This is a genomic window from Actinomadura sp. KC216, from assembly GCF_004348535.1.
Lineage (GTDB): Bacteria > Actinomycetota > Actinomycetes > Streptosporangiales > Streptosporangiaceae > Spirillospora.
This window is the reverse complement of sequence record NZ_SMJX01000113.1, coordinates 1-24,313: the sequence shown is the minus strand read 5'-3', so window position 1 is coordinate 24,313 and position 24,313 is coordinate 1. Positions and strand designations below refer to the sequence as shown.

Sequence of the window (24,313 nt, the reverse complement as noted above, 5' to 3'; positions counted from 1 at the left end):
TGTCTGGGCGGGGTCGGCGCGGTGTTGGCGTTGGAGGTGTCGCGGTTTGCGCGTTCGTCGGAGTTCGCGCGGCTGCTGGAGCTGGCTCGCCTGACCGACACGCTGGTGATCGATGCCGACGGGGTGTACGACCTGGCCGATGTGAACGACCGGCTGCTGCTGGGGGTGAAGGGCACCCTGTCCGAAGCCGAGCTCCACCTGCTGGCCTCGCGTCTGCACGGGGCGAAGCTGGCCGCCGCGGGGCGCGGTGAGCTGCGGTTCCCGCTGCCGGTCGGATACGTGTGGGACGAGGACCAGATCGTCCAGGATCCGGACGAGGAGGTGCGGTCGGCGGTCGCGGAGGTGTTCGCGGCGTTCGCGCGGACCGGGTCGGCGTTCGCGGTGGTGGGCGAGTTCGCCGGGCGGGTGTTCCCGTCGCGGGTGAGCGGCGGGGTGTTCGCCGGGCAGTTGCGGTTCCGCAAGCTGATCCACGCGCGGGTGCTGCAGATCCTGACCAGCCCGATCTACGCCGGGGCCTACGCCTATGGCCGCAGACGCACCGTGCACCGGGTGCAGGCGGACGGGACGGTCCGCACCGGGTCGCGCAAGGCCAAACGCGATGAGTGGCTGGTGCTGATCCGCGACCACCACGAGGGCTACATCAGCTGGCAGAGCTCCCTGGACATCGAGGCCAAGCTGGCGGCCAACCACACCCGCCGCGGCGCCAGACCGCCGCGCGAGGGCCCGCCGTTGTGTCAGGGGATCGTGCACTGCGGGGTCTGTGGCCGCCGGATGGGCACGCGCTACCGGTTCGGCCGGTTCTGTCTGTATGACTGTGTCGCGGCCCGCGCCGATCACGCCCGCGGGCCCGGCTGCCGCGGCATCTCTGCCCGCACCGTGGACGAGGCGGTCACGGCCGCGTTCCTTCAGGCCGCCACGCCCGAGCAGATCACACGGGCACTGCAGGCGGCCGACGAGGTCATCGAGCGGCACACCCGCACCCACCGGGCCGCCGAACTGGCGGTGCAACGCGCACGCTACGAGGCCGACCGCGCCGAGCGCGCCTTCACCCAGGTCGAGCCGGAGAACCGTCTGGTGGCCCGCACCCTGGAGACCCGCTGGGAGGCCAAACTGCAAGCCCTCACCGAGGCGGAGCTGGCCCTGGAGGCCGCCCGGTCGGCCAAGCCGCCGCTGCCCGAGCGCGGCCGGCTGGCCGCCATCGCCGCCGACCTGCCCCGCCTCTGGGAAAGCCCCGCCACCAAGGTCAAGGACCGCAAGCGGCTGCTGCGCACGCTGATCGCCGACATCACCCTGCTGCCCGCCGGCGACGACCAGCACGGCGAGCAGTACGCGGTGATCGGGATCCGCTGGCAGACCGGCGCCACCCAGCAGATCACCGTCCGCCGCTACGGCCCCGGCCGGACCTGTCCCGAGGCGCTGGAGTTCATCGCCGCCCGCTCGGCCACCACCCGCGACCCTGAGCTGGCCGACCAGCTGAACGCCGCCGGGTTCACCACCGGCCGCGGCCGCACCTGGGACGCCGACGCCGTCCACCGGGCCCGCAACGCCAACGGCATCCCCGCACCCCGCAGCGCGGCCGCCCACGACGGGCACCTCACCATCGCTGACCTGGCCGCCAAACTCGGTATCAGCCGCTCGGCCGTCTACGACTGGATCAAGGCGGGAAAACTGGAGGCCCACCAAACCAGCGCCCGCCGCTGGCACATCCCCTTCGACGAGACCGTCGAAGCCCGCTGCCGCGACATGATCGCCGCCTCCACCCACCTGGGCCGCGCGAACCGGGACTTCCACGTGCTCTGCGAGGGCGAAATCACCGTCGGTGACGTCGCCGCCAGGCTCGGCGTCTCCACTACCGCCGTGCTGGGCTGGATCCACGCAGGCAAACTGACCGCCCACCGAACCCGCGTGGACCGCCGCTGGCACATCGTCTGGGACACCGATGTCGAGGCTCGCTGCCGCGACATGATCAACGCATCCGTCCGCCTCAACCGCGACGGAGCCGTCGCCTGCCAGGGCGAACTCACCATCCGCCAGCTGCGCGACCGGCTCGGCATCGGCCGCGGAACGGTGCTTCGCTGGATCTACGAAGGCAAGCTCACCGCTCACCAGACCACGCAGGGTTACTGGCACATCCCCTTCGACGAGACCGTCGAGGCGCACTGCCGCGAGCTGATCGAGATATCCCCCAACCTGCGCCGACGCCAACAAACCCAACGAACAGACGCGGGAGATGCAGTATGAAGCACCCGTCGGGATTCGGACGCTGTGCTCGTCGGGCGGCATGACTGGTCACCTCCGTCAGCTGGGCCGTTTCCACGGACGGTGCGGGTCGGGCTGATACGGAGCCTGAGGCGGCGGGCGCCTCGGCTGGGGCGGCGGCGCGCGCCAGTCCCCGGCGTGCGGAGGTGTCCAGGTGGTCTCCGGGCGGCCCCAGCGCTGCTGCTCACCCACGCTGCCGGGCGCCGGACGCCCGTCGTGCACGCGCTCGTGCCAGGCCGGATCGGGCGGCATCCACCGCCCATGCGCAGGCCCCCACCGTGGCTGCGCCATCTCTCCCGGCCCCGCAGGAGGCGGCGTTTTCGGCCCCGGCGGAAGCGCCGGAACCGACGGGCCCGTGAAGCGCCCCGCAGGCGGGGGCGGAGGAGGCGTTCTGCCCGCGCTCCCACGGGCCCCGGCGAGCCGTCCGAGCAGCCCGCGGAACAGGAAGAACGAAACGATCATTTTCGCCGTCCGGGTGATCGGGCTGCGGCTGATCACGCCGCCCTGCCAGATCAGGCGGGAGATCCAGGAGGGGATGCGCACCAGCACGTACAGCAGGCAGATCGTCGTCCATAGGTCCACCTGGTCACCGGGGGTGCGAAAGCCCAAGATCGTGACCATGTCAGTGGTGAGCACCACCCGCATCGCGGCGATGAACACCAGCGCCTGGGCGACCTGGATGGCCAGCACGCCGAAGAAGCAGCGCCACCACAGCTTGGCCAGCCCTTCGGTCTGTGGCAGCGCGTGACACGCCAGCGCGAGCGGGGCGGCGGCGATCAGCAAGATGGTGAGCATGACCCGCGTGATGTAGATCAGCAGCAGGATCACGCCCAGCAGTACCGCCCAGATGGTCACCAGCACGATGAACATCCCGACGTCTCCGGGGTTGAGCGCGTGCACGATGATCTTCTGGAGCTGATCGGCGGTCTGCTGCGGATCCACCCCCTGGCCCATCAGTGCCGCCGACAACGCGTTGGCGAACTCGATCGACTGCCCGATCAGGATCAGGCTGGTGTTGGAGGCCACCATGCCGACCACCAGACGGGGCGCGATGTCCTTGACCGCGTAGGAGTTCTGCAGGGTCTGGCGGCCCATCAAGGTCAGCCCGCCAGCCAGCACCAGCAGCACGTAACAGGAGTTGGCCACCACCAGCGATCCAGTCCACAAGCCCTGCACCCGGCTGGTCTGATCTAGCCGCGGGGTGGTCAGCAGTGAAGAGCCCAGGAACCCGAACACCGGGTTTATCGCGGAGGAGACCAGATCCTTGAACCAGTTGTTGATCGCCTGCTTGGCCTTGCACGCGACGTCGAACCACCCGCACCCACCCGAATCCTGTTCCGGACTTGTCGGCACGCCCGGCGAAGAGCTTGGGTTGCCCGGAGCCGAGGTACTCGGGTTGGGAGAACCGGGTGTCGATGGGCTGGGGCTGGTTGGTGACGCCGATGGTGCCGGGGGCGAGGAGCTCGGGGTTGGTGGCGGCTCGGCCGCCACAGCGCCCAACGGCACGGTCGTCACGGTGGCGTGCGCGGGAGCGGTGGCTACCGCCACCGCGACCAACGCGGCAGCACTACACCCGATGACGGCGAGCCAGGCGCGCAGAGCGGTAGACATCGCCGCTCAACCGCCCACGAAGCCTTTGAGGATGGTCACCAGCACAGGTGCCATTACCGCGCCGCCGTAGCCGATGGCGGCGTACTTCAGGGTGTCCTTGGCCTTGCCCACCTCGCCTGGATCACCGCCGGCCAGCAGATAGCGGATGAAGCCGACGGTCAGGAACAAGGTCGCCAGCGCCAGAAGCAAACCCACCAGCCACTTGGTGATTCGGTTGATCACTGTGTTCAGATCCTGCGGCGGCGCCGCCAGCGCGTCGGCGAACGCGTCCGGCGTCACGAAAATCACCAGCAGGACGCCGACCAGCACGGCCGCGGTCGGCGCTGCCCACCGGAACATCTTGGAGCGCATCAGCCACCTCCTTGATGGACGTGACCGGGGCCCCGCAGCGGCCGGGAGGGACGCGGGCCGGGTCAGCGGGGACCGTCACCTCCTTCCGGCCACGGTCGTGCGACCGAAGGACGTGGGCCCGGCCCGCATGGGGCGGGCGGATCGGCCGCTTGCAGGGCCCCGGCGCGCTTCAGGACGCCACACCCCCGCATAGAAACCTCACAACAGGCACGGCCCACCGTCTTGGTCAGAGGGATCTATGCGAAATCTCAGCGCCGCAAGCCAACAGCCATGCGGCGTCTACACCACCGCACAGCGGTTCCTGGCACGACCAGACACTTATCGGCCTGTGGAGTTCGGCAGAGCGCTCGACTCGTCCCGCACGCGGGCGCGGCACGGACACCAATCGTCGGTGTGCCGCGGCGGCAACGGCAGAGCAATGGTCCGTGAGCTCGGCAACCCAACCGGCAAAGCGGACGGCAATCCAGTGCCGAACGGCATGGGGCGGCGGCAGCGGCAACCTGGGGCCGACGCATGCTCGCGCGGCAACGTCCGAGGTAGATGCCGCTTCTAAGAGCCTCCTATGAGGCCCGTGCTGACAATCGCGCTCTACCGGAAACCGCCCTGAACACACAGGAGGGACCGAACAGGTGCGCGCCCCCTACTGGCATGACAAAACCCACGCTCTCTACAGCGGAGACCCCCGCCAGGTGCTGGCCGAGATGCCAGCCGAATCCGCCGACTGCATCATCACCAGCCCACCGCCCTGGACGCCACCACTACGCGATTCGGCGGCAGACGCTCGGACCACCTACGGAGGCGAACCCACAGCGGCCCTCTACCTGGCTGCCCTACGCCGCCTCTTCGCACAAGCCCACCGGGTACTGACCGAGGAGGGGACCGCCTGGCTGATCACTGGCGATCGCTATGCCGGCCAAACAGGATGGGACGGCCCGCCCGCAGGAAGGCACCGTCGCCAAATCCGCGACCACGTGATGACAGGCGTGCCCGCTTCGTCCCTGATCGGCCTGCCATGGCGGCTGGCATTCGCTCTCCAGGATGATGGGTGGATCATCCGCAACGCTATCGTCTGGCAGCAGCCCACCCTCGGCCGTAGTGCGGTACCCGACCGGTTCACGCTCTCCTACGAGCTGATATTCCTGCTGGTCAAGTCCGATCGGTACTACTTCGACCGAGACACCCTCCGTCGCCGCCTGGACGGCCTGATCGCCGAGACTGGATGCGACCGTAATCCGGTCGCCGAACACGACCGCGAAGGGTCTGCGCGTCACTGTGGCTGGCAGCACAACCGGCGGCATGCTGGCCTCGGCGGCAGCGGCAGGAGCGGCAGAGGGAGCGGCACTTGCCGCAATCGAGATCTTGCGGCACCAGAGCCGCCGAAGCGGCAAGATGCCGAAGCGTTGCCGCCCGACCCCGTTGGTGACATCTGGTCGTTGCCGCCACGCCCACAGCGGCACACCCTGCCGCTCATGGTGCCGATCACCTGCATTACCGCCGGCTGCCGCCCCGGCGGCACTGTCCTGGACATGTTCGCGGCGGACGCCACCACAGGGATCGCCGCCCGGCAACTCGGCCGGTCCTTCACCGGTGTGGAACAGACCCCAGATCTATGCCGCGCCGCCGAGCGCAGACTCCGGGAGAGCAGCGGCCACGGGGAGGGGGACACGAGGTGAGGCGCCGGATAGATAAACCTCACCATTCGGTTAGGTCGCCTGGGGTGACCAGGGAATATGCTGCCGAAGCAGAGTCAGATGAGCCACGTGGCGACCTGACTCGCGATGCAGCTGATGACGCTGTGTCCGTCGAACTGCCCGCTGAGCCGCCCCCCTTGACGCCCGATGCGGCACGCGCCCTGCTCCGACTCCTGCTCAGCATCCGGCAGCGGCGCACGAACTGAAATCAACCAGTTCATCCCGAGGGAAGAACAATGATCAAACACGCGTTCTGGGGACGCTGTTCCACCGAAGACCGCCAAGACCCTGAGGCATCCCGCGCCTGGCAGTACTCCCGTGCCGAGCAACTCATCACCCCACGCGACGGGTTGATCGTCGCCGAATACTTCGACGTCGACAAGTCTCGCTCCATCCCACCGGCCCGCCGCCCCGAAGCCAGCCGCCTGCTGGAAGAACTGGCCAACCCAGACCGGGGCTTTGACGCGGTCGTCGTCGGTGAACCACAGCGGGCGTTCTACGGCAACCAGTTCGGCAACACCTTCCCGCTGTTCGAGCACTACGGCGTGCCGCTGTGGGTGCCGGAGATCGGCGGGCCGATAGACCCGGCCAACGAGGCCCACGACATGATCATGTCGACGTTCGGGTCCATCAGCAAGGGCGAGCGGTCCCGGATCAAGACCCGGGTCCGCTCCACCATGGCCGCGATGGCCCAGACCACCAACCGGCACATCGGCGGACGCCCGCCCTACGGATACCGGCTCGTGGACGCCGGCCCGCACCCCAACCCCAGCAAAGCCGCCGATGGCAAGCGCCTGCACGTGATGGACATCGACCCCTACGCCGCCGAAGTGGTGCAGCGGATCTTCGCCGAGTTCCTCGACGGAAGGGGCATCTTCGCCATCGCCGAACGGCTCACCGCCGACGGCATCCTGTCACCGTCGGCCTATGACCGCGCCCGCAACCGGCACCGCAGTGGGCTCGCCTGGTCCAAGAGCGCCATCCGCGCCATCTTGATCAACCCCCGCTACACCGGCCGTCAGGTGTGGAACAAGCAGCGCAAACGCGAAGTCCTCATCGACGTTCACGACGTCGCCCGCGGCCACGAGACAAAGATGACCTGGAACTCCAAGGACGCATGGGTCTGGTCGGAGAAGATCGTCAACCCGCCGATCATCGACGAGCAGACCTTCACCGACGTTCAGCAGATGCTCGCGGGCCGCGGCCGGGGACCGACCAGCCGCGCCCCGTACCGCAAGCGGCACACCTACGTGCTGCGCGGAGCGCTGTTCTGCGGGATCTGCCGCCGACGGATGCAGAGCCACTGGATCAACAACGCCGCCTACTACCGGTGCCGGTTCCCCGAGGAGTACGCCCTGGCGAACAAGGTCCAACACCCCCGCAACGTCTATGTCCGGGAGGACGCCGTGGTTCCTGCGCTGGACCGGTGGCTGTGCCGGTACTTCGCGCCGCACCGCCGCGCCGAAACGATCAACGCCATGCTCGCGGCGCATGCCCAAGCACCCGCGGACGACGCCGCCAGCCTCGCCGCCCAGCAGACCGTGAAGGACTGCGAAGGTCGGCTGGCCCGCTATCGCGCCACCCTCGACGCCCTGGACCAGGACAGCGACCCCTCCGTGGTGGCCGGGTGGATCGCCGAAGCACAAGCCCAGCGCACCGCCGCGCTGGCGCAGCTACGTCAAGCCCCGAACAAGGCCCAGATCACCCGAGAGGAAATCACCGCACTCATCAACGATCTCGGTGACCATGCACAAGCACTCCAACACGCTGACCGTGGTGACAAGGCCAGCGTGTACCAGCACCTCGGCCTGCGGCTGACCTACCACCCCACAAAGCAGACGGTGCGAGCTGAGGCTCGCCTCGACTCGCACCGTATAGGCAGAAGGTCCGTGTCTGAGGAGGGACTTGAACCCCCATGGAAGCGGGTTCTGCGTCGGCTCAGTGTGGACCCTTGAACTTGATCTTCGGGTTGGAGCTTTGTATGTGTTGGCAGCATGAGAGGTCGAAGGTGCAGGTATGAGCGACTTTGATGAATGGACTCCGGCAGACAGTACGGCGATCTTGATCAATCCCTATTTTACGATCGACATCGATCCGATGCTGGCGATCCCGCATGGCAAGCCGGTTTCTGAGGAGCACTGGGTTGTCGCTAACGCCCAGATGATTCGAGGCTGGGGCCCGGAGATCTACCTGCAGAACCTGCTTGCTGTGCTCAAGGGGAACTATCCGCGCGGTGAGTACGGAGAACCGTTCGAGCCGCCGGGACGCGCAGCCGGATAGCGAATCTGACGTCCAGAGATTGATGGCATCTGTGCTTACGGGCACCCATGGGTCGTCGGCAGGGGGCATGCCCGTCATCAAGCAAGCGCTGTGATCAAGATGCGCCTATGAGCTTCCTATGAGACCTCTTCTTGCCACTGCGGCGGGATCCGCGGGAGGTGATGGAACCGTTGCCGCGGACTGCCGCTAGGTAACAATGCAGGTAGGGAAGTTGCTATGAGATTTCTATGAGGTCGCGGTCAACAATCTGACCTGACACAACGTCTACCTGACGTCAGGAAGGACTTCGACCTTATGCACGACGCCGCAGGTGCATCAACACGGCGATTCACAGCACTGCGCATGGGCCGCTGTAGGTATCGTGCAGGACCGCAGGCGGCTGGCCGATCGGTCGTCGCGACCGGTGGCGCCCGGGCTGCCGCCTGGTTGCCGTGGTCCCTTGCCGCGGAATGCCGCGTGCGCGGCACCACGTTTGCCGCGGCGCCAGCAGCGGCAACGAAATTGCCGCTGTTTCGTCGGGCCGTTTCCGGATACCGGCAAAATAGTTGCCACTATGGGGATTTGCTTGTCAGGCTCGCGGACGTCCGTGGGATCCTTTACGCTGTTTTTCTGAAGACGACGATGATGCCGAGGGTTGCAGCTGTTTCTGTCTTCTCGTTGGGTGGCTCGGCGTGAGCGGGTTGCACCTGTACACCCCGGCGGAGGCGTCGCGGGTTTTGCAGGTACGCGAATCGTGGTTGCGGAAGAAGGCTGCGGCCCGGGTGATCCCGTGCACGTTCGTGGGACGGCATCTGCGTTTCAGTGAAGGCGACCTCGAAGAAATCATCCGCTCCGGCTCACGACAGCCAGTGACGGGGAGGCGTCGTCCTCCGGCACGCCGTGGCAGGGGCCTGTAGGCCAAGCCTGCAACCTGATTGCGCGTGTATTGGAAGTCCGGAACAGAAATCTGCTCGCAGAATCATTCATGGATGAGGTGAGGTAGTGGCGTACGCGCAACGACACGGCAAGGGATGGAGGAGCCGGTACAAGAAACCGGACGGCACCTGGGGGTCCCAGTCGGGATTCGAAACCAAGACCGCAGCGCTGGAGTGGGGGCAGGAACAGGAAGCGCTCATCCGGCGCCACCTGTGGATCGACCCCGCCGAGGCCGAGACACCGTTCAGGGCCTTCGCCGAGGCCTGGCTGCGCAATCACCGGCTGGCCATCACCACCCAGGCCAAGTACCGATCCCACCTGGACACCCACCTGTTGCCGCAGTGGGGGGACTGGCCATTGGTGGTGATCTTCAACCACCACCTGGAGATCCAGGGCTGGGTCAACGAGCTCCACGACGAGCTGGCCGAGTCCACGGTGGCCTCGGTGTTCGCCTCGTTCTCCACGATCATGAACGTGGCGGTACGGGCGCGGAAGATCCCGGCCAGCCCGTGCCAGGGCATCCGCGTCACCATCGGGCAGGGCGGGCCCGAGCATCAGGTCGCCACCCCGGTCCAGGTCCTGCGGGCGGCGCTGCGGATCTACGACAGCTTCGGCTACCGCGGGTTCGTGCTGGCGCTGATGAACGGCTACACCGGTGCCCGCTGGTCGGAGCTGGTCGGGCAGCAGCCGCACGAGTACGACGAGATCAACAAGGCCATCCGGATCGCCGAGCCTCTCGCCGAGGCCCGTGGGCGGCTGGTCAAGGCCGAGCGCCCCAAGACGCCGGCCAGCAGACGCTGGGTGCGGCTACCGCCGTTCCTGGCCGACCTCTATGAGCCCCTGCTGGAGCAGGCCGAGCACTCCTACGTTTTCGTGGGAGACAAGGGCGGGCTGCTGCGTCGCAGCCACTTCGCCCGCCGGTTCTGGCGGCCGGCGTGGGACGGTGATCCCGACCACCCCGACCCGGACCGGCGCCGTGCACCGGTGCTGCGGGGCTTCACCTTTCACGAGGGTCGGCACACCCAGCGGACCTGGCTGGCCGAGGACGGCGTCCCCGATGTGGCCCGCGCGGCCCGGCTGGGACACAAACTGCCCGGGATGGCCGACGTCTACGAGCACGTGACACCCGTGATGAAGGAGCAGGTCCTTCGGACCCTGCAGAAGCGATGGGAGACCTCAGTGCTGGCCCTGCGGGCCGATGAGTGCGACCGGCTCGTCGCCGCCGCACCCGAGATGAGGAAGGTTCTCGCTAGACTGCAGACGAGGAATCAGGCCGGAGCGGTGACAGCGGACGAGAGCAAGATCATCGCCCAGATATCGCCCAATCAGGCCTGAGGCTTCGCTCGTCAACAACACAAGCATGGCCCCTGACCTGCACAGGAGTGTGGTGGGCGATACTGGGATTGAACCAGTGGCCTCTACCGTGTCAAGGTAGCGCTCTCCCACTGAGCTAATCGCCCTTGCGAGGTGGAGACGGGATTTGAACCCGTGTACACGGCTTTGCAGGCCGTTGCCTCGCCTCTCGGCCACTCCACCAGAAGGAGACCTTCTGGTTCACAGCCTGAAAGGCCCCTCAGAGCGGAAGACGGGATTTGAACCCGCGACCCTCACCTTGGCAAGGTGATGCTCTACCCCTGAGCCACTTCCGCTTGCGCCGCTTTGCGGCGACGGGGGAAACCTTAGCGCGTCCTGGGCGGTTCCCCAAACCGGTTTCGGTGGCGGATGCTTCGACGTGGGGCGAAGGGTGCGTCGCCTAGTGTCGGGGCATGGGTTCGGAGCATGTTCTGAGGGCGGACTTCGCGCCGGTCGCGGCGCTGCTGGCGGACCGGGCGCGGGCGGCGATGCTGACGGCGCTGCTCGACGGGCGGCCGCTCGCGGCGGGGGAATTGGCGCGGGCCGCGGGTGTCGGCGCGCCGACGGCGAGCGCGCATCTGGCGCGGCTGCTGGACGGCGGGCTCGTGACGGTGGTGAAGCAGGGACGGCACCGGTACTACCGGCTGCGGGGCGTTGAGGTCGCGCAGCTGATCGAGGCGCTGTCGCGGATCAGCCCGCCGGTGGAGGTGCGGAGCCTGCGGCAGTCGCGGGACGCGCGGCGGCTGCACGAGGCGCGGACCTGCTACGACCACCTGGCCGGGGAGGCGGGGGTCGCGCTGTTCGCCGCGCTGGTGGACGGCGGGCTCATCGAGGCCGGTGGCGGCGACGCGTTCGAGGTCACCGAGAAGGGCGCGGAGCGGTTCGGAGCCCTGGGCCTGGACGTGGTCGCGCTGCGGAAGGCGCGCCGCAGGTTCGCCTGGCAGTGCCTGGACTGGACGGAGCGGCGCCCGCATCTGAACGGCGCGCTGGGCGCGGCGCTGACGGCCCGGATGATCGAGCTGGGCTGGTTCGAGCGGGGGACGACGCGCCGGGCGCTGACCGTGACGGAGAAGGGGCTGGCGGGGCTGGCCGACTCGTTCGGCTGCGTCCTGCCGTGAGTTCGCGCGGGCCGGGGCGGGCTCGAAAACGGTGCGGCACGGGCCGTACTGTGGGCCCATCGGCTGGGTGGGCGCGGGCACGACGCGGCGTCCTCGCGGGCGTCAGGCAGGGCCCGGTCCGCCTCGCGAACGGCGCGGGACCGGGCCGAGGGCGGCTCGGCTATGGAGGTGGCATCCGGTGACGGCGCAGGTCCCGATCTGGCTGAACGGGGAACTCGTCGACCCTGAGCGCGCGACGGTGTCGGTGTCCGATCACGGCATGCTGGTGGGCGACGGGGTCTTCGAGACGGTGAAGGCGACGGACGGGGTGCCGTTCGCGCTGACCCGGCATCTGCGGCGGCTGGCCCGTTCCGCGACCGGCCTCGGGCTGCCCGCGCCCGACCACGACGCCCTCGCCCAGGGAACGCTCGAAGTGCTGGCGGCGGCACCGAAGTGGCCGCTGTCCCGCGTCCGCATCACCTACACCAGCGGCCCCGGGCCGCTCGGGTCGGCGCGCGGCGACGCCGCGCCGACGGTGTCGATCATCGTGGCGCCGCAGGACCCGTTCCCGGCGACGGCGGACGTGACGGTCGTGCCGTGGCCGCGCAACGAGCGCGGCGCGCTGTCCGGGCTCAAGACCACGTCCTACGCGGAGAACGCCCTGGCCCTCGTGTACGCGAAGGAGCGCGGCGGCGGCGAGGCGATCTTCGGCAACACGGTGGGGAACCTGTGCGAGGGGACGGGCTCGAACATCTTCGCCGTCCTCGGCGGGCGGCTCGTCACCCCGCCGGTGTCGTCCGGCTGCCTGGCCGGGGTGACGCGCGCGCTGGTGCTGGAGTGGTGCGGCGGCGACGAGGAGGACATCGCGCTGGACGACCTGTACCGCGCGGAAGAGGCGTTCCTGACCTCCACGACCCGCGACGTCCAGCCGATCCGCGCGGTGGACGGGACGGTCCTGCCCGCCGCGCCGGGCCCGATCACCGCGAAGGCCATGGCCGCGTTCGCCGCCCGTTCCGCCGAGCTCATGGACCCGTGACAGGGAGGCGGTCCCGGATGACGGTGACGGTGCATCGAGGACGCTGGAGCCTCGAGGACCGCCTGGAGCAGGGGCTCCGCGAGCTGCCCTTCGACGTCCCGCCGGGCACGGCCTCGCTCACGGTCGAGCTGTCCCACGAGGGAGGCGTCATCGACCTGGGCTGCCACGGGCCGGACGGGTTCCGGGGCTGGTCCGGTGGGGCGCGCCGCCAGTGCACGGTGAGCGCCGGGTGGGCGACGCCCGGGTACCTGCCGGGGGAGCCCGAACCGGGCACCTGGCATGTCTGGCTCGGCCTGCACCGGATACCGCCCGACGGCGTCCCCTATGAGGTCACGGTCACCACGTCCGGGACGATCCCGGCGAGGCCGGAGGAGACGCCGCCGCCACGGCCGGAGCGTCCGCCGCGCCGGGACCTCCCCGCGTCGGACGGGATGCGGTGGCTCGCCGGTGACCTGCACTCCCATACTGTCCACAGCGACGGGACGCTCACCGTCCACGAGCTGGCGTGCCTCGCCGCGTCCCGCGGGCTGGACTTCCTCGCCGTCACCGACCACAACACCGTCAGCCACCATCCGCACCTGCCCGCCGCCGGGGCGCACGCCGGGATCGCGCTGCTGCCCGGCCAGGAGGTCACCACCGACCTCGGGCACGCGAACATGTTCGGCGACACCGGCTGGGTCGACTTCCGGCGGCCGAGCGCCGACTGGGCCGCGTTCGCCGACGCGCGCGGCGGGCTCATGTCGATCAACCACCCGCTGAGCGGCGACTGCGCCTGGCGCCGCCCGCTGCCCGCGCGGTCCCGGCCCCGGTTCGTGGAAATCTGGCATCCGACGTGGTGGGACCGGCGCTGGGGCGCGCCGCTGGCCTGGGCGGAGGTGTGGCGTCCGGACGGCGTCGTCCCGCTCGGCGGCAGCGACTTCCACGACCCGGACCAGTTCAAGAACCTCGGCGAGCCCGTCACCTGGGTCCTCGCGGAGGATGACAGGGTGGCGGGCGTGCTGGGCGGTCTCGCGGCGGGCCGGACGGCGATCTCCGCCGGGCCGGACGCGCCCGTCCTGCTGCGCGTCGACGGCGAGCTGATCGCGATCGGCGCGGACGGGACCGTCCTCGTCCGGCCGGACGGGCGGCGCACCGCGGTCCGGGGCGACCGCGTCCGGATGCCGGCGGACGGCCCGGGAATGCACCGCCTGGAGACCCACGAGAACGAGGTGATCGCGCTGTGCGGGTAGAGGCCACGGGGCAGGGCGGGGCGCCGGAGATCGTCGTTGTGCCCCACACCCACTGGGACCGCGAGTGGTACCTGCCGTTCCAGCGTTTCCGGCTCCGGCTCGTGTCGCTGCTCGACGGCGTCCTCGACCGCATGGACGCCGACCCGCGCTGGCGCTTCACGCTGGACGGGCAGATGGCGGCGGTCGACGACTACCTGGAGATCCGTCCCGAGCGTCGCGCCCGCGTCGCCGCGCTAGTCGCCGAGGGGCGGCTGGCCATCGGGCCCTGGCAGATCCTGCACGACGAGTTCCTGTGCTCGGGGGAGAACATCGTCCGGAACCTGGAGCTCGGGATGCGGCGCGCGGAGGAGCTGGGCGCCGCGATGATGGTCGGCTACCTGCCCGACCAGTTCGGGCATTGCGCGCAGATGCCGCAGATCCTGAAGCTGGCGGGGATCGAGCACGCGTGCGTGTGGCGCGGCGTCCCCGACCGCGTCCGGACGCACGCGTTCGCCTGGGAGGCGCCGGACGGGACGGCGATCCGCACCCAGTACCTGCCCGAGGGCGGCTACGGCAACGCCGCGTCGATGTTCGAGGAGTTCGGGCACGGGCCGTCGAGCGGAGCTCGTCCGTTGGATGGTGGTGGGCGGGGGCTGGAGGACGGTGCGTCGCTGCTCCCGGGCCGCGCCGCCGGGTTCGCGGCGGCGATGTCCCGCTGGTATCCGCGGGGCGAGCCGCTGCTGGCCATGTATGGGGCCGACCACACCGCGCCCGCCGCCGACCTTGCCGACCGGATCTCCGGCGCCGGTCCCGGAATGCGCCTCGACACCCTCGCCGGGTATTTCGCGGGGGAGCCGGTGTCCGTGGACGGGCTACTGCACGTCCGGGGCGAGCTGCGGTCGCACGCCCGCGCCAACATCCTGCCCGGGGTGATCTCCGCGCGCGTCCGGCTCAAGCAGTTGCTGGGACGCGCCGAGCGACTTGTCGAGCGCTACGCCGAGCCGCTGACCGCCCTCTGGTACGCGGACGACGCGCGGACGTTCCTCGACCTGGCGTGGCGGCGGCTCATCGAGACGAGCTGCCACGACTCGGTGACCGGCTGCGGCAGCGACGAGACCGCCGAGCAGGTCGCGGCGCACATGGCGGAGGCGGAGCAGCTCGGGCGCGCCGTCTGCGACCTCGTCACCGCCGAGCGCGCCGCGTCCGTGCCGCTCGGCTCGCACCTGGTGTTCAACCCGACCCCGGCGCCCCGCACCGGGCTGGTCAAGGTCGACGTCCCGGCCCCGGACGGGGAGCCGGGCCTCGTCACGGGCGACGGGCGCCCCGTGCCCGTGCAGACCCTCGACATCGCGCCGACGGTGCTGGACGACGCCGTCCATCCGGCCACCGACCTGCCCATCGTGCTGGAGCGCGTCTACGGGCGGGTGCTGTTCGGGCAGGAGATCCGCGACTGGACGGTGTCACGGGACGACCGCACGCTCACCTTCCGCGTGACGTCCCGCGCCGACGTCCCCTTCGACATCGGCGACGTGCGCGAGGCGCTGCGCGGGGCGGTGGGGGAGTGGCGCGTCCGGATCCTGGCCGACCCGCGCCGCACCGTCGCCGCGCTCGTCGAGGTGCCCGCCCTGGGCCTGACGACCGTGACCCCGGCCGCCGCCGCTGCACCCACTCCAGACGGCCGGGTCGGCGCGGACGGCCCGGTCAGCCCGTTCGGCCCGGACGGCCCGGTCACGGCGGCGGAGAACGTCCTCGACAACGGCCTCCTGCGCGCGGAGATCCAGGAAGACGGCACGCTCAGCCTGCGCACCCCCACCGGCGAGGACATCGCGGGCCTCGGGCGGATCGTGGACGGCGGCGACCTCGGCGACACCTACAACCACGCCCCACCCGCTGCCGCCGGCCGGCTCGTCGAGGCCCCGCTGGCCGTGCGCGTCGAGCCCGTCTGGAGCGGTCCCCTGCTGGCCGCGTACGACGTCGTCCGGACGTACCGCTGGCCCGCGTCGGGCGACTTCGACGGCGACGCGCGCTCGGCGGCCGAGGAGGACATCACCGTCACGACCCGGGCCGAACTCCGCGCGGGCGAGCCGTTCCTGCGGCTGCGGGTCACGTTCGACAACCGCTGCGAAGATCATCGCGTGCGCCTGCACCTGCCGCTGCCGCGCCGGGCCGCCTCGTCGTTCGCCGAGGGCCAGTTCGCGATCATCGAGCGCGGGCTGACGGCCGAGGGCGGTTCAGGGGAGCGTCCCGTGCCGACGTACCCGGCGTCCGGGTTCGTGGCCGCGGGCGGGCTCGCCGTCCTGCTGGAGCACGCCACCGAGTACGAGGTCACCGGCGGCGGACGGGAGCTGGCGCTCACCCTGCTCCGCTCGATCGGCCACCTGTCCCGGGACCGCAACGCCTACCGCGACCAGCCCGCCGGCCCGCAACTCCCGACCCCGCAGGCCCAATGCCGCGGCACCCGGACGGCCGCCTTCGCGATCATGCCGTACAGCGACCAGCGGCCGGGCCCCGAGCGTCCCGGCGACGCCCGGCCCGGCACCGAGCGGCCCGGCGGCGACGTCCTCCGGGCGGCCGAGGCGTTCCGGCACGACCTGCTCACCGCCGCCGGCTACGGCCCCGCCGCCGCGCCGCCCCCGCCGTCCCGCGAGGGCGTCGCGATCTCGGGCGACGGCGTCGTCATGACCTCGCTCCGGTCCCGCGACGGCTGGATCGAGACCCGGGTGGTCGCCCAGTCCGACGAGCCCACGACCGCCGTCCTGCGGGGCCCGTTCACCGAGGCCACCCGCGTCGACCTGCGCGGACGTCCCGGCCTGCCGATCGATGTCCATGACGGGACGGTCACGCTGGCCCTGCGCCCGTGGGAGATCGCGACGCTACGGCTCAGACCGTAGAGACGGATCGCGTCCGGGCCGCCGCCATGGCCGCGCCCACGATGCCCGCGTTGTTCACCAGCCGCGCCGGGACGATCTCCGCCCGCACCCCCGTGATCAGCGGGACGAAATGCGCGGACCGCCTGCTCACCCCGCCGCCCACGATGATCAGCGACGGGGAGACCAGCGCCTCCAGATGCCGCATGTACACGCTGAGCCGCTTCGCCCACTTCTCCCAGCCGAGCCCCTCGTCCTCCCGCGCCTTGGCGGACGCGCGCTCCTCCGCGTCCCGCCCGCCGATCTCCAGATGCCCGAACTCGGTGTTCGGGACGAGGACGCCGTCGGTGAACAGGGCGCTGCCGATGCCGGTCCCCAGCGTGAGCACGACGACCGTCCCGCGGCGGCCGCGTCCGGCGCCGAGCCGCATCTCGGCGAGCCCGGCGGCGTCGGCGTCGTTGAGCAGCGTCACGTCCCGCCCGGTCGCGTCCGCGATCATGGACGCCGCGTCCAGCCCGACCCAGTGCTTGGACACGTTCGCCGCCGACAGCGTCACGCCGTCGATCACCACCCCGGGGTAGGTGACGCCGACCGGGCCGTCCCACCCGAAATGCTCCACGATCTCCCGGATGACCTTCACGACCGGCTTCGGCTTGGACGGCTGCGGCGTGGCCACCCGGAACCGGTCCCGGGTGAACGAGCCGTCCGCCAGATCGACCGTCGCCCCCTTGATCCCCGACCCGCCGATGTCGATCCCCAGCATCTCCGTGCCCATGCCTTCACTGTGCCCCATGGGGCCGCGCCTACGATTCCCCTCCCGGGGGCCGAGCCTACGAGTCCTCGACCAGTTGCAGGCCGACGACGCCGACGACGATGAGCGCGAGGAACCCCAGCCGGGCGGGCGACGCGCTCTCGCTGAACGCGATCATGCCCGCCGCCGCGACGCCGACCGCGCCCAGCCCGACGAAGATCGCGTACGCGGTGCCGACCGGCAGCGTCCGCAGCGACAGCGAGAGCACCACGACGCTGAGCACCGCGACCGTGAGCCCGATGACCGTCGGCCAGAGCTTCGTCAGGCCGTCCGACTCCTTCAGCGCCGTCGCCCACACCAGCTCCATCAGCGAGGCGACGATCAGCAGCACCCAGGCCATCAGGCGGCATACCCCCCGTCCACGGCGATCGCCGCTCCCGTGACGTAGTCGCCGCCCGGGCCCGCCAGGTGCGCGACCATCGCGGCGATCTCGTCCGCGCGCGCGTACCGGCCGAGCGCGGTGAACCCCCGCTCGAACTCGGCGTCGGCCGAATCCGCCGGGTTCATCTCGGTGTCGGTCGACCCCGGCTGGACGACGTTCGCGGTGATCCCGCGCGGCCCGAGATCGCGGGCGAGGCCCCGGGTCAGCCCGGTCAGCGCCGACTTGCTCATCGCGTAGAGCGTCCAGCCGGGGTAGGGGACGCGCTCGGCGAGGCTGCTGCCGATGTTGATGATCCGCCCGCCCGGGCCGAGATGGCGGGCCGCCGCCTGCGCCGCCACGAACGCCGCCCGGACGTGCAGCGCCAGCGTCAGATCGAGCTCCTCGGCCGTGACGTCCTCCAGCGGCCCGTACGGCGCGATCCCGGCGTTGTTGACCAGGATGTCGAGCCGCCCGAACTCCGCCGCCGCCCGGTCAACGGCCCCGGCCGCGGCCCCTGAGTCGGACGCGTCGGCGGCGATGGCCAGCCCGCGCCGTCCGGCCGCCTCGATCCCGCGCACGACCTCCGCGGCCCGTTCCGGGGCCCGCACGTACGTGACGGCGACGTCCGCGCCCTCCCGCGCCAGCCGCAGCGCGATCGCGGCGCCGATGCCGCGCCCGCCCCCGGTCACCAGGGCGGCCCGTCCCGCAAGTTCAGCCGTCATGTCCAAGCCTCCGGACCTAATAGGAGAAGTTTCCGCTTAGCGAGGTTAACCGGAGAGTTCTCCGGATACAAGTCCGGTTAGTCTGCTGTGCTGTGCCGAGAGGGGACGGAATGCGCGAGCTGCCGGTCGTGGGAAGCCCGCCCGCCGAACGCGCCGACGCGGCGCTCAACCGGCGCCGCATCCTCCGCGCCGCCGCCGAGATGATCGCCACCCGCGGCCCCGAGGCCGTCTCCATGGACGAGGTCGCCCGCGCCGCCGGCGTCGGCGTCGGCACCGTCTACCGGCGCTTCGGCGACCGCGCCCGCCTCGTCTACGCCGTGATCGACGAGCGCGAACGCGGCTTCCAGGCCGCGTTCATCCAGGGCCCCCCGCCGCTCGGGCCCGGCGCGTCCCCGCCCGACCGCCTCCGCGCGTTCCTGCACGCCCTGGCCGACCGCACCGAGGCCCAGGCGGACCTTCTCCTCATGGCCGAGTCGGGCCCGTCCGACGCCCGCTTCCGGGACGGCTCCTACGGCCTGTACCACCGGCACGTGGCGATGCTCCTCGGCGAGATCCGTCCCGGCGCGGACACCGCCTACCTCGCCGACGCGCTCCTGGCCCCCTTCGCCGCGACCCTGTTCCTCTACCAGCGCCGGACCCGCGGCATGTCCCTGGACCGCATCAAGACCGGCCTGGACGCCCTCACCGAGACCCTGCTCGCGGACCGCCCAGGAGCCTGACCACGGACCGATCCTGAGCCGAAACCTTCAACCGGGCGGGCGCGGCCCGTCAGACTGGGGACGTGAATGACTTCGACCTCCTCGTCCTCGGATCGGGCCCCGGCGGGCAGCGCGCCGCCATCGCCGCCGCCAAGCTGGGCCGCAGGGTCGGCATCATCGACCACCGCGACATGATCGGCGGCGTCTGCATCAACACCGGGACGATCCCGTCCAAGACGCTCCGCGAAGCCGTCCTGTACCTGACCGGCCTCAACCAGCGCGAGCTGTACGGCCAGAGCTACCGGGTCAAGGAGGACATCACGGTCGCCGATCTCGGGATGCGCACCCAGCACGTCATCGGCCGGGAGACCGACGTCGTCCGCAGCCAGCTCGCCCGCAACCGCGTCGCCGTCCTCCCGGGCCATGGCCGGTTCCTCGAACCGAACGTGATCGGGATCGGCGGCAGCGGAGGCCGCGAGCAGAAGGTCACCGCCGACCGCGTCGTCATCGCCACCGGCACGCGCCCGGCCCGCCCCGACACCGTCGCCTTCGACGACAAGACGATCATCGACTCGGACGGCATCATCAACCTCGACCGCATCCCCGAGACCATGGTCGTCGTCGGCGCGGGCGTCATCGGCATCGAGTACGCGTCGATGTTCGCCGCGCTCGGCACCAAGGTCACCGTCGTCGAGCGGCGCGAGCGGATGCTGGAGTTCTGCGACCTGGAGATCATCGAGGCGCTCAAGTACCACCTGCGCGACCTGGCCGTCACGTTCCGGTTCCGCGAGAGCGTCGCGTCCGTCGAACGGATGCCGCAGGGGGCGATCACCGTCCTCGAAAGCGGCAAGCGCATCCCCGCCGACACCGTCATGTACTCCGCCGGACGGCACGGCATGACCGACGAGCTCGGCCTGGACGCCGCCGGCCTCACCGCCGACGACCGCGGCCGGATCAAGGTGGACGAGCACTACCGCACCGACGTCCCGCACATCTACGCCGTCGGCGACGTGATCGGCTTCCCGTCCCTCGCCGCGACGTCCATGGAGCAGGGCCGACTCGCCGCCCACCACGCCTGCGGCGAGCCCGTCGCGGAGATCCACGAGACCCAGCCCATCGGCATCTACACGATCCCCGAGATCAGCTTCGTCGGACGCACGGAGGACGCGCTCACCGAGGCCAAGATCCCCTTCGAGGTGGGCGTCTCCCGCTACCGCGAGCTCGCCCGCGGCCAGATCATCGGCGACTCCTACGGGATGCTGAAACTCCTCGTCTCACCCGAGGACCGGCGCCTCCTCGGCGTCCAAATCTTCGGCACGGGCGCAACCGAGCTCGTCCACATCGGCCAGACCGTGATGGGCTGCGGCGGCACCGTCGACTACCTGGTCAACGCCGTGTTCAACTACCCGACGCTCGCCGAGTCCTACAAGGTCGCCGCCCTCGACGCGATGAACAAGATGCGCCACATCGCCCGCCTGTCCTCCTAGGACGGCCAGAGCAGGTTCTCCAGCTCGGCGTCGATGTCGATGAACTCGGTCTCCTCGCCCGCCGGGACGGTCTGGTACGTCCGGTGCAGGAAGTCGGCCAGCGGCGACAGCGGCACCTCGAACAGCGCGTCCCCGAACGGGGACGACAGCCCGATGTTGAGCGTGCCGTCATCGGAGCCCGGCCAGACCTCCACGTCCCCGTCCCCGACCTTCCGGACGATGCCGACCGTCAGGAGCTCCCTAGCGAAGATCCACTCCACCGGCTCGTCATCGCCGACGTAGAAGGCCATCCGGATCGCGTACGGATCGTCGGCCGCGTACTCCAGCCCGGCGAGCAGGGGAACGGTCGTACGGTCGGGGACGACGAGCCGAAGGCCCAGCTGCGCTGAGACTGTGGTGTTCATAGGCCATTCCCCATTACGTCGTGTCCCGCAGGCGGGGCTCCCCGTGAGTGCTTGTCCTCCCCACGGACATCCCCGCGATCTATGACGCCTAACTGCCTGATCGCGGCCGAACATTCCGGCGTCCCCGGCGTTTGTGACTCATCTCACCGCGCCTGACCTGCGCAAAGACGGATGTTTCCCGCCATGTGCCCCGTCCCCGCCGAACGATCGGCGCGGTAAAACCTCGGCGTTCCCACCCCCGTCCACCTGCCTTAAGGTAAAGCCGTGGCAATCAAGACCGAAAAGGAAGCCCCACCCACACAGCCGCGCCGCATCCACCGGTTCCGCGAACGGATCCGGCGCAACCGCCTCCTCAACACCGTCTGGCGCCTCGGCGTCTTCGCGGTCGGTTCCGCCGTCCTCCTCGGCGGCCTGATCATGATGGTCACCCCCGGCCCCGGCATCCTCGGCATCGTCGTCGGCCTGGCCATCCTCGCCACCGAGTTCGCCTGGGCCCAGCGCGCCCTCCACCGCGCCAGAGCCGCCGCCGACCGCGCCAAGGAGAAGGCCCTGGACCCCCGGGCCCGCCGGCGCAACCTGATCCTCGGCACCCTCACCGCCGTCCTGGCCACCGCCACCCTCACCGCCTACCTGGCCGTCTACGGCTTGGTCGTCCCCTGGAACATCGACGACCCCACCTTCTGGACGTGACCGAAGGCGCGCGCATCCCCCAACATGCGCTAGAGTTTCCGACGTCCAGGGCGATTAGCTCAGTGGGAGAGCGCTTCGTTCACACCGAAGAGGTCACTGGTTCGAACCCAGTATCGCCCACCCAGGTCAGAGGCCTAGCTTACGTACCAAGCCAGGGCCCCGAGTGTCTAACCGAGCGACTAGGTTGCCGGTCGCTACTCCCTTGCCTGCGGGAAGATGTGATCCATGACGGTGGCTCCGTCGTCGATGACCGGCCGGATCTGATGGCGATAGATGGCCTCAGTGACCCCTGTGCCGCTGTGTCCGCAGAGTCGGGCGATGCTCTCCAGCGGGACGCCGTTGTCAGAGAGCAGCGACACGAAGCTGTGCCGTAGCTCGCGCGGCGTCCAGTCCTTCGGGTCAAGACCAGCTCTCTTGATGATCCGACGGAACTTGCGACGCACGTTGGCTGCATCTAGCTCCGTACCGACCTCAGACGCGAACACCAAGTCAGGATCGTGCCACGCTTTTCCCGCGGCCTCTCGGGCTGTCTTCTGGCGTGTCTGCTGCGCGCGTAGCGCTTCTACGCATCGGACTGGTAGCGCGATCGTCCGGCGAGACTTCTTGGTCTTCGTGTCTCCGCCAGCTCGCACCGACCGCCAAACCATGATGTGAGGCGGCACCGGCAGACCGGCTAGGGGGTTGCCCTCCAGGTCGGTTTTCGTCCACCTGAGCGGGCGCATTTCCTCGGTGCGGGCGCCTGTCAGCAGCGATACCACGACGTAGGCGCCGATAGTGGATTCGTCCTCCTCGGCTGCCTTAAGCACCGCTTCGGCCTGGTCGAGCGTGAGTGATTTGGACGGACGGCCGGTCTTACCTCGTGGAACCTCGCACAGTTCCACCACGTTCCGCTTGGCCTTGTCGCGGGCTTGCGCCCTGGCGACTGACCGTTTGAGAACTGCGCGCATCTCTTGCAGTGTCCGGGTGCTGTGTGTCTTGGCCTTCTCGGTCAACCACCGGTCTACGTCATCGGCCGACAGTTCATGGCGCTTGTCCAGTGGGGCGTACAGCTTCCGGCCGCCGAGGTCGGGGATCACGTGTGTTTCCGCAATAATCGTGTTCTTTGTGATGGTTTCGGAAGACCGGCCGTTCAGTCCGTATTGCAGCCAGTTCCGCACGGCGTCTTCTACCGTGTAGTTTTGCGCCGCGGTCATCCCCTCTTCGTGGTCGCGTCGGAGTTGCTTTAGCTTCTCTCCTGCCTGCGTCTCAGTCTTGGCGCTGGCCTTGCGGGTGATGCGCTTTCCGCGGGCCGTGTGACCAATTGTCAGGGTCGCGATCCATCGCTGACGTGTCTCATCCCAGTGGATGCCACCCTCGCCACGCGGACGACGCTTAGGACCCTGGTTGTCTTCAGGGTCTTCGGAAGGGGCACGTTTGCTCATCGGTCGGTGCCCTCGCTTTCTGGAGTGTCCTCAGCCATGGAGTCGATCCAGGCGTCGTATTCGGTGCGGCGGATGCGCTGAATGCCGTCGGGGCAGGTTTCGGCGGCGGGTGCGCGTCCGCGGCTGGCCCAGTTCGCCATTTCCGGCGGGGTGACGCGCAATGCGTCGCAGATTTCGGGGACGGTGATCCACCATTGCGGCGGGTAGATGAGAGAGGTCATCAGGCGGTCTTGTGTGGGAGTTGGCGGGGGTTGCGGATACCGGCGTTCAGACCGGCGGTAATGGTGGAGTGCGCGGCACCGGGTGTGATGTTGGCGTCGGGGTCGGGGCCGTAGTGGACGGTGGCGGCGTCATTGAGCGTGGTGTAGGCGATTCCTTCGGTCAGGGCGCCCGCTCCGATGAGTCGGCCGAGGTTGTAGGCGGCCTTGTTCAGTGCGAAGTTGCGTCCGCCGGGTTGCGCGGACCGGACCCGCTCTCCCTCCCTCTTGAGTGCCTCAGCGATATAGGCGGACACGTCCCGCACGTCGCCGCTGCGCGAGGGAGGGCACTCAAGAGGGGAGGGAGCGCGGCGGGCGCTGAGAAGAGCGCTCAGCCACTCCGGGAGTGGAGCCGGGGGCAGGTCGGTCACCAGGCGGTAGGGGCGTCCCTGCACGGTGCTGGGCGGGGCGAGGACGTACCCGCCGCCGCCGCGGGTGTCGATGAGCCATCCGAGCCCGGTGACGTGGCGGCCGGTGGTGTTGCGCAGGTTCGCCGCGGCGCCGCCGGGGACGGTGAAGTAGAGGTGCATGCCGCCGGATGGGGTGGCCACGGTCAGGGTGTCGGTGGGGAAGGGCTGTGCGGCTTGCTCGCACAGTGCGGCGAACACGTCGGCGCCGTCGTTGATGCCGGGTTCGGTGTCCCAGGGCGGCGGCGGGTGCTGGCCGGGTTTGGAGGTGTCCAGGTCGATGACCAGTAGCCCGGACGGACCGCACGCGATGCCAATGTTGTAAGGGCCGGTGGTCCAGCATCGGGGGATGCGGTCGGGGTCGGTGGTGGCGCGGTTCTCCCAGTC

Annotated in this window: 22 protein-coding genes and 4 tRNA genes; 14 read left to right on the top strand and 12 right to left on the bottom strand. The window is 69.9% G+C overall.

What is annotated here, in order from left to right; all coding sequences use genetic code 11:
• A partial coding sequence (locus E1264_RS20715; protein WP_132175955.1) for a helix-turn-helix domain-containing protein occupies positions 1-2,241 on the top strand: 2,241 nt, incomplete at its 5' end.
• 57 nt (positions 2,242-2,298) lie between these two features.
• Here E1264_RS20715 and E1264_RS20710 read toward each other — a convergent pair.
• Together E1264_RS20710 and E1264_RS44685 are read right to left on the bottom strand one after the other, a co-directional pair.
• Positions 2,299-3,870, bottom strand: a complete 1,572-nt coding sequence (locus E1264_RS20710; protein WP_132175953.1) for a hypothetical protein — start codon at positions 3,868-3,870, stop codon at positions 2,299-2,301.
• A gap of 6 nt (positions 3,871-3,876) precedes the next feature.
• The gene (locus E1264_RS44685; RefSeq protein ID WP_243711057.1) at positions 3,877-4,221 is read right to left on the bottom strand and encodes a pilin; all 345 of its coding nucleotides are present in this window, start codon (positions 4,219-4,221) and stop codon (positions 3,877-3,879) included.
• A 629-nt stretch (positions 4,222-4,850) separates the two neighbouring features.
• Here E1264_RS44685 and E1264_RS20700 point away from each other — a divergent pair.
• From E1264_RS20700 to E1264_RS20680, 5 genes are all read left to right on the top strand, one after another.
• A complete protein-coding gene (locus tag E1264_RS20700; protein ID WP_132175949.1) occupies positions 4,851-5,894 on the top strand; it encodes a site-specific DNA-methyltransferase in 1,044 nt (347 codons plus the stop codon).
• 254 nt (positions 5,895-6,148) lie between these two features.
• Positions 6,149-7,867, top strand: coding sequence for a recombinase family protein (locus E1264_RS20695; protein WP_132175947.1), 1,719 nt, complete (start codon positions 6,149-6,151; stop codon positions 7,865-7,867).
• A gap of 61 nt (positions 7,868-7,928) precedes the next feature.
• Positions 7,929-8,192, top strand: a complete 264-nt coding sequence (locus tag E1264_RS20690) for a hypothetical protein (RefSeq protein ID WP_132175945.1) — start codon at positions 7,929-7,931, stop codon at positions 8,190-8,192.
• A 671-nt stretch (positions 8,193-8,863) separates the two neighbouring features.
• Positions 8,864-9,088: a helix-turn-helix domain-containing protein gene (locus tag E1264_RS20685; RefSeq protein WP_243711056.1), complete on the top strand. Its 225-nt coding sequence runs from the start codon at positions 8,864-8,866 to the stop codon at positions 9,086-9,088.
• An 85-nt stretch (positions 9,089-9,173) separates the two neighbouring features.
• Positions 9,174-10,442 (top strand): tyrosine-type recombinase/integrase, encoded by a 1,269-nt coding sequence (locus tag E1264_RS20680; RefSeq protein WP_207936050.1) that lies wholly within the window; start codon positions 9,174-9,176, stop codon positions 10,440-10,442.
• A 50-nt stretch (positions 10,443-10,492) separates the two neighbouring features.
• Here E1264_RS20680 and E1264_RS20675 read toward each other — a convergent pair.
• From E1264_RS20675 to E1264_RS20665, 3 genes are all read right to left on the bottom strand, one after another.
• Positions 10,493-10,567: transfer RNA gene (locus E1264_RS20675), tRNA-Val, on the bottom strand.
• A gap of 5 nt (positions 10,568-10,572) precedes the next feature.
• A tRNA-Cys gene (locus tag E1264_RS20670) sits at positions 10,573-10,643 on the bottom strand.
• Between the two features lie 41 nt (positions 10,644-10,684).
• Positions 10,685-10,756, bottom strand: a tRNA-Gly gene (locus E1264_RS20665).
• Between the two features lie 117 nt (positions 10,757-10,873).
• On the opposite strand from E1264_RS20665, the gene E1264_RS20660 reads away from it, so the two are divergent.
• The 4 genes from E1264_RS20660 (at position 10,874) to E1264_RS20645 (ending at position 16,692) form a co-directional block, all read left to right on the top strand.
• Positions 10,874-11,578, top strand: coding sequence for a helix-turn-helix domain-containing protein (locus E1264_RS20660; protein ID WP_132175943.1), 705 nt, complete (start codon positions 10,874-10,876; stop codon positions 11,576-11,578).
• Between the two features lie 178 nt (positions 11,579-11,756).
• On the top strand, positions 11,757-12,593 hold the full coding sequence (locus tag E1264_RS20655; RefSeq protein WP_243711055.1) for an aminotransferase class IV: 837 nt from the start codon (positions 11,757-11,759) through the stop codon (positions 12,591-12,593).
• Between the two features lie 17 nt (positions 12,594-12,610).
• Positions 12,611-13,822, top strand: a complete 1,212-nt coding sequence (locus E1264_RS20650) for a CehA/McbA family metallohydrolase (RefSeq protein WP_132175941.1) — start codon at positions 12,611-12,613, stop codon at positions 13,820-13,822.
• Positions 13,813-16,692 (top strand): alpha-mannosidase, encoded by a 2,880-nt coding sequence (locus tag E1264_RS20645; protein WP_207936049.1) that lies wholly within the window; start codon positions 13,813-13,815, stop codon positions 16,690-16,692. Before E1264_RS20650 ends, E1264_RS20645 begins: the two co-directional genes overlap by 10 nt.
• On the opposite strand, the gene ppgK is transcribed toward E1264_RS20645, so the two are convergent.
• The 3 genes from ppgK to E1264_RS20630 are packed head-to-tail and all read right to left on the bottom strand — an operon-like array spanning position 16,682 to position 18,562.
• Positions 16,682-17,443 (bottom strand): polyphosphate--glucose phosphotransferase, encoded by a 762-nt coding sequence (gene ppgK / locus E1264_RS20640; protein WP_132175939.1) that lies wholly within the window; start codon positions 17,441-17,443, stop codon positions 16,682-16,684. The genes E1264_RS20645 and ppgK overlap by 11 nt on opposite strands.
• Before the next feature lie 55 nt (positions 17,444-17,498).
• Entirely contained in the window at positions 17,499-17,819 is a 321-nt protein-coding gene (locus tag E1264_RS20635) for an SMR family transporter (protein WP_132175937.1), read from the bottom strand.
• Complete coding sequence (locus E1264_RS20630; RefSeq protein ID WP_132175935.1) at positions 17,819-18,562, bottom strand: SDR family oxidoreductase; 744 nt, start codon at positions 18,560-18,562, stop codon at positions 17,819-17,821. Before E1264_RS20630 ends, E1264_RS20635 begins: the two co-directional genes overlap by 1 nt.
• A gap of 110 nt (positions 18,563-18,672) precedes the next feature.
• Here E1264_RS20630 and E1264_RS20625 point away from each other — a divergent pair, with 110 nt between their 5' ends.
• Positions 18,673-19,281 carry a TetR/AcrR family transcriptional regulator gene (locus E1264_RS20625; protein WP_132175933.1) on the top strand — a complete coding sequence of 203 codons (609 nt, stop codon included), beginning with the start codon at positions 18,673-18,675 and terminating at the stop codon, positions 19,279-19,281.
• Positions 19,282-19,343: 62 nt separating this feature from the next.
• The gene (gene sthA / locus E1264_RS20620) at positions 19,344-20,747 is read left to right on the top strand and encodes a Si-specific NAD(P)(+) transhydrogenase (protein WP_132175931.1); all 1,404 of its coding nucleotides are present in this window, start codon (positions 19,344-19,346) and stop codon (positions 20,745-20,747) included.
• Here the strand turns inward: sthA and E1264_RS20615 are convergent.
• Positions 20,744-21,151, bottom strand: coding sequence for an SsgA family sporulation/cell division regulator (locus tag E1264_RS20615; protein WP_132175929.1), 408 nt, complete (start codon positions 21,149-21,151; stop codon positions 20,744-20,746). The two genes, sthA and E1264_RS20615, sit on opposite strands and share 4 nt — an antisense overlap.
• Before the next feature lie 264 nt (positions 21,152-21,415).
• On the opposite strand from E1264_RS20615, the gene E1264_RS20610 reads away from it, so the two are divergent.
• The gene (locus tag E1264_RS20610; RefSeq protein WP_132175927.1) at positions 21,416-21,841 is read left to right on the top strand and encodes a TIGR02611 family protein; all 426 of its coding nucleotides are present in this window, start codon (positions 21,416-21,418) and stop codon (positions 21,839-21,841) included.
• A 48-nt stretch (positions 21,842-21,889) separates the two neighbouring features.
• Positions 21,890-21,961: transfer RNA gene (locus E1264_RS20605), tRNA-Val, on the top strand.
• A 74-nt stretch (positions 21,962-22,035) separates the two neighbouring features.
• On the opposite strand, the gene E1264_RS20600 is transcribed toward E1264_RS20605, so the two are convergent.
• From E1264_RS20600 to E1264_RS20590, 3 genes are all read right to left on the bottom strand, one after another.
• Complete coding sequence (locus E1264_RS20600) at positions 22,036-23,262, bottom strand: site-specific integrase (RefSeq protein WP_132175925.1); 1,227 nt, start codon at positions 23,260-23,262, stop codon at positions 22,036-22,038.
• Positions 23,259-23,483 (bottom strand): helix-turn-helix domain-containing protein, encoded by a 225-nt coding sequence (locus E1264_RS20595; protein ID WP_132175923.1) that lies wholly within the window; start codon positions 23,481-23,483, stop codon positions 23,259-23,261. Before E1264_RS20595 ends, E1264_RS20600 begins: the two co-directional genes overlap by 4 nt.
• A partial coding sequence (locus tag E1264_RS20590; RefSeq protein WP_132175921.1) for a bifunctional DNA primase/polymerase occupies positions 23,483-24,313 on the bottom strand: 831 nt, incomplete at its 5' end. The genes E1264_RS20590 and E1264_RS20595, both read right to left, overlap by 1 nt.

What these genes read in the sequence shown, in the direction of transcription:
- E1264_RS20710 (WP_132175953.1), bottom strand. Translation starts at nt 3,870, where the DNA reads ATGTCTACCGCTCTGCGCGCCTGGCTCGCCGTCATCGGGTGTAGTGCT.
- E1264_RS44685 (WP_243711057.1), bottom strand. Translation starts at nt 4,221, where the DNA reads ATGCGCTCCAAGATGTTCCGGTGGGCAGCGCCGACCGCGGCCGTGCTG.
- E1264_RS20695 (WP_132175947.1), top strand. Translation starts at nt 6,149, where the DNA reads ATGATCAAACACGCGTTCTGGGGACGCTGTTCCACCGAAGACCGCCAA.
- E1264_RS20690 (WP_132175945.1), top strand. Translation starts at nt 7,929, where the DNA reads ATGAGCGACTTTGATGAATGGACTCCGGCAGACAGTACGGCGATCTTG.
- E1264_RS20660 (WP_132175943.1), top strand. Translation starts at nt 10,874, where the DNA reads ATGGGTTCGGAGCATGTTCTGAGGGCGGACTTCGCGCCGGTCGCGGCG.
- E1264_RS20650 (WP_132175941.1), top strand. Translation starts at nt 12,611, where the DNA reads ATGACGGTGACGGTGCATCGAGGACGCTGGAGCCTCGAGGACCGCCTG.
- ppgK (WP_132175939.1), bottom strand. Translation starts at nt 17,443, where the DNA reads ATGGGCACGGAGATGCTGGGGATCGACATCGGCGGGTCGGGGATCAAG.
- E1264_RS20635 (WP_132175937.1), bottom strand. Translation starts at nt 17,819, where the DNA reads ATGGCCTGGGTGCTGCTGATCGTCGCCTCGCTGATGGAGCTGGTGTGG.
- E1264_RS20630 (WP_132175935.1), bottom strand. Translation starts at nt 18,562, where the DNA reads ATGACGGCTGAACTTGCGGGACGGGCCGCCCTGGTGACCGGGGGCGGG.
- E1264_RS20625 (WP_132175933.1), top strand. Translation starts at nt 18,673, where the DNA reads ATGCGCGAGCTGCCGGTCGTGGGAAGCCCGCCCGCCGAACGCGCCGAC.
- E1264_RS20615 (WP_132175929.1), bottom strand. Translation starts at nt 21,151, where the DNA reads ATGAACACCACAGTCTCAGCGCAGCTGGGCCTTCGGCTCGTCGTCCCC.
- E1264_RS20600 (WP_132175925.1), bottom strand. Translation starts at nt 23,262, where the DNA reads ATGAGCAAACGTGCCCCTTCCGAAGACCCTGAAGACAACCAGGGTCCT.
- E1264_RS20595 (WP_132175923.1), bottom strand. Translation starts at nt 23,483, where the DNA reads ATGACCTCTCTCATCTACCCGCCGCAATGGTGGATCACCGTCCCCGAA.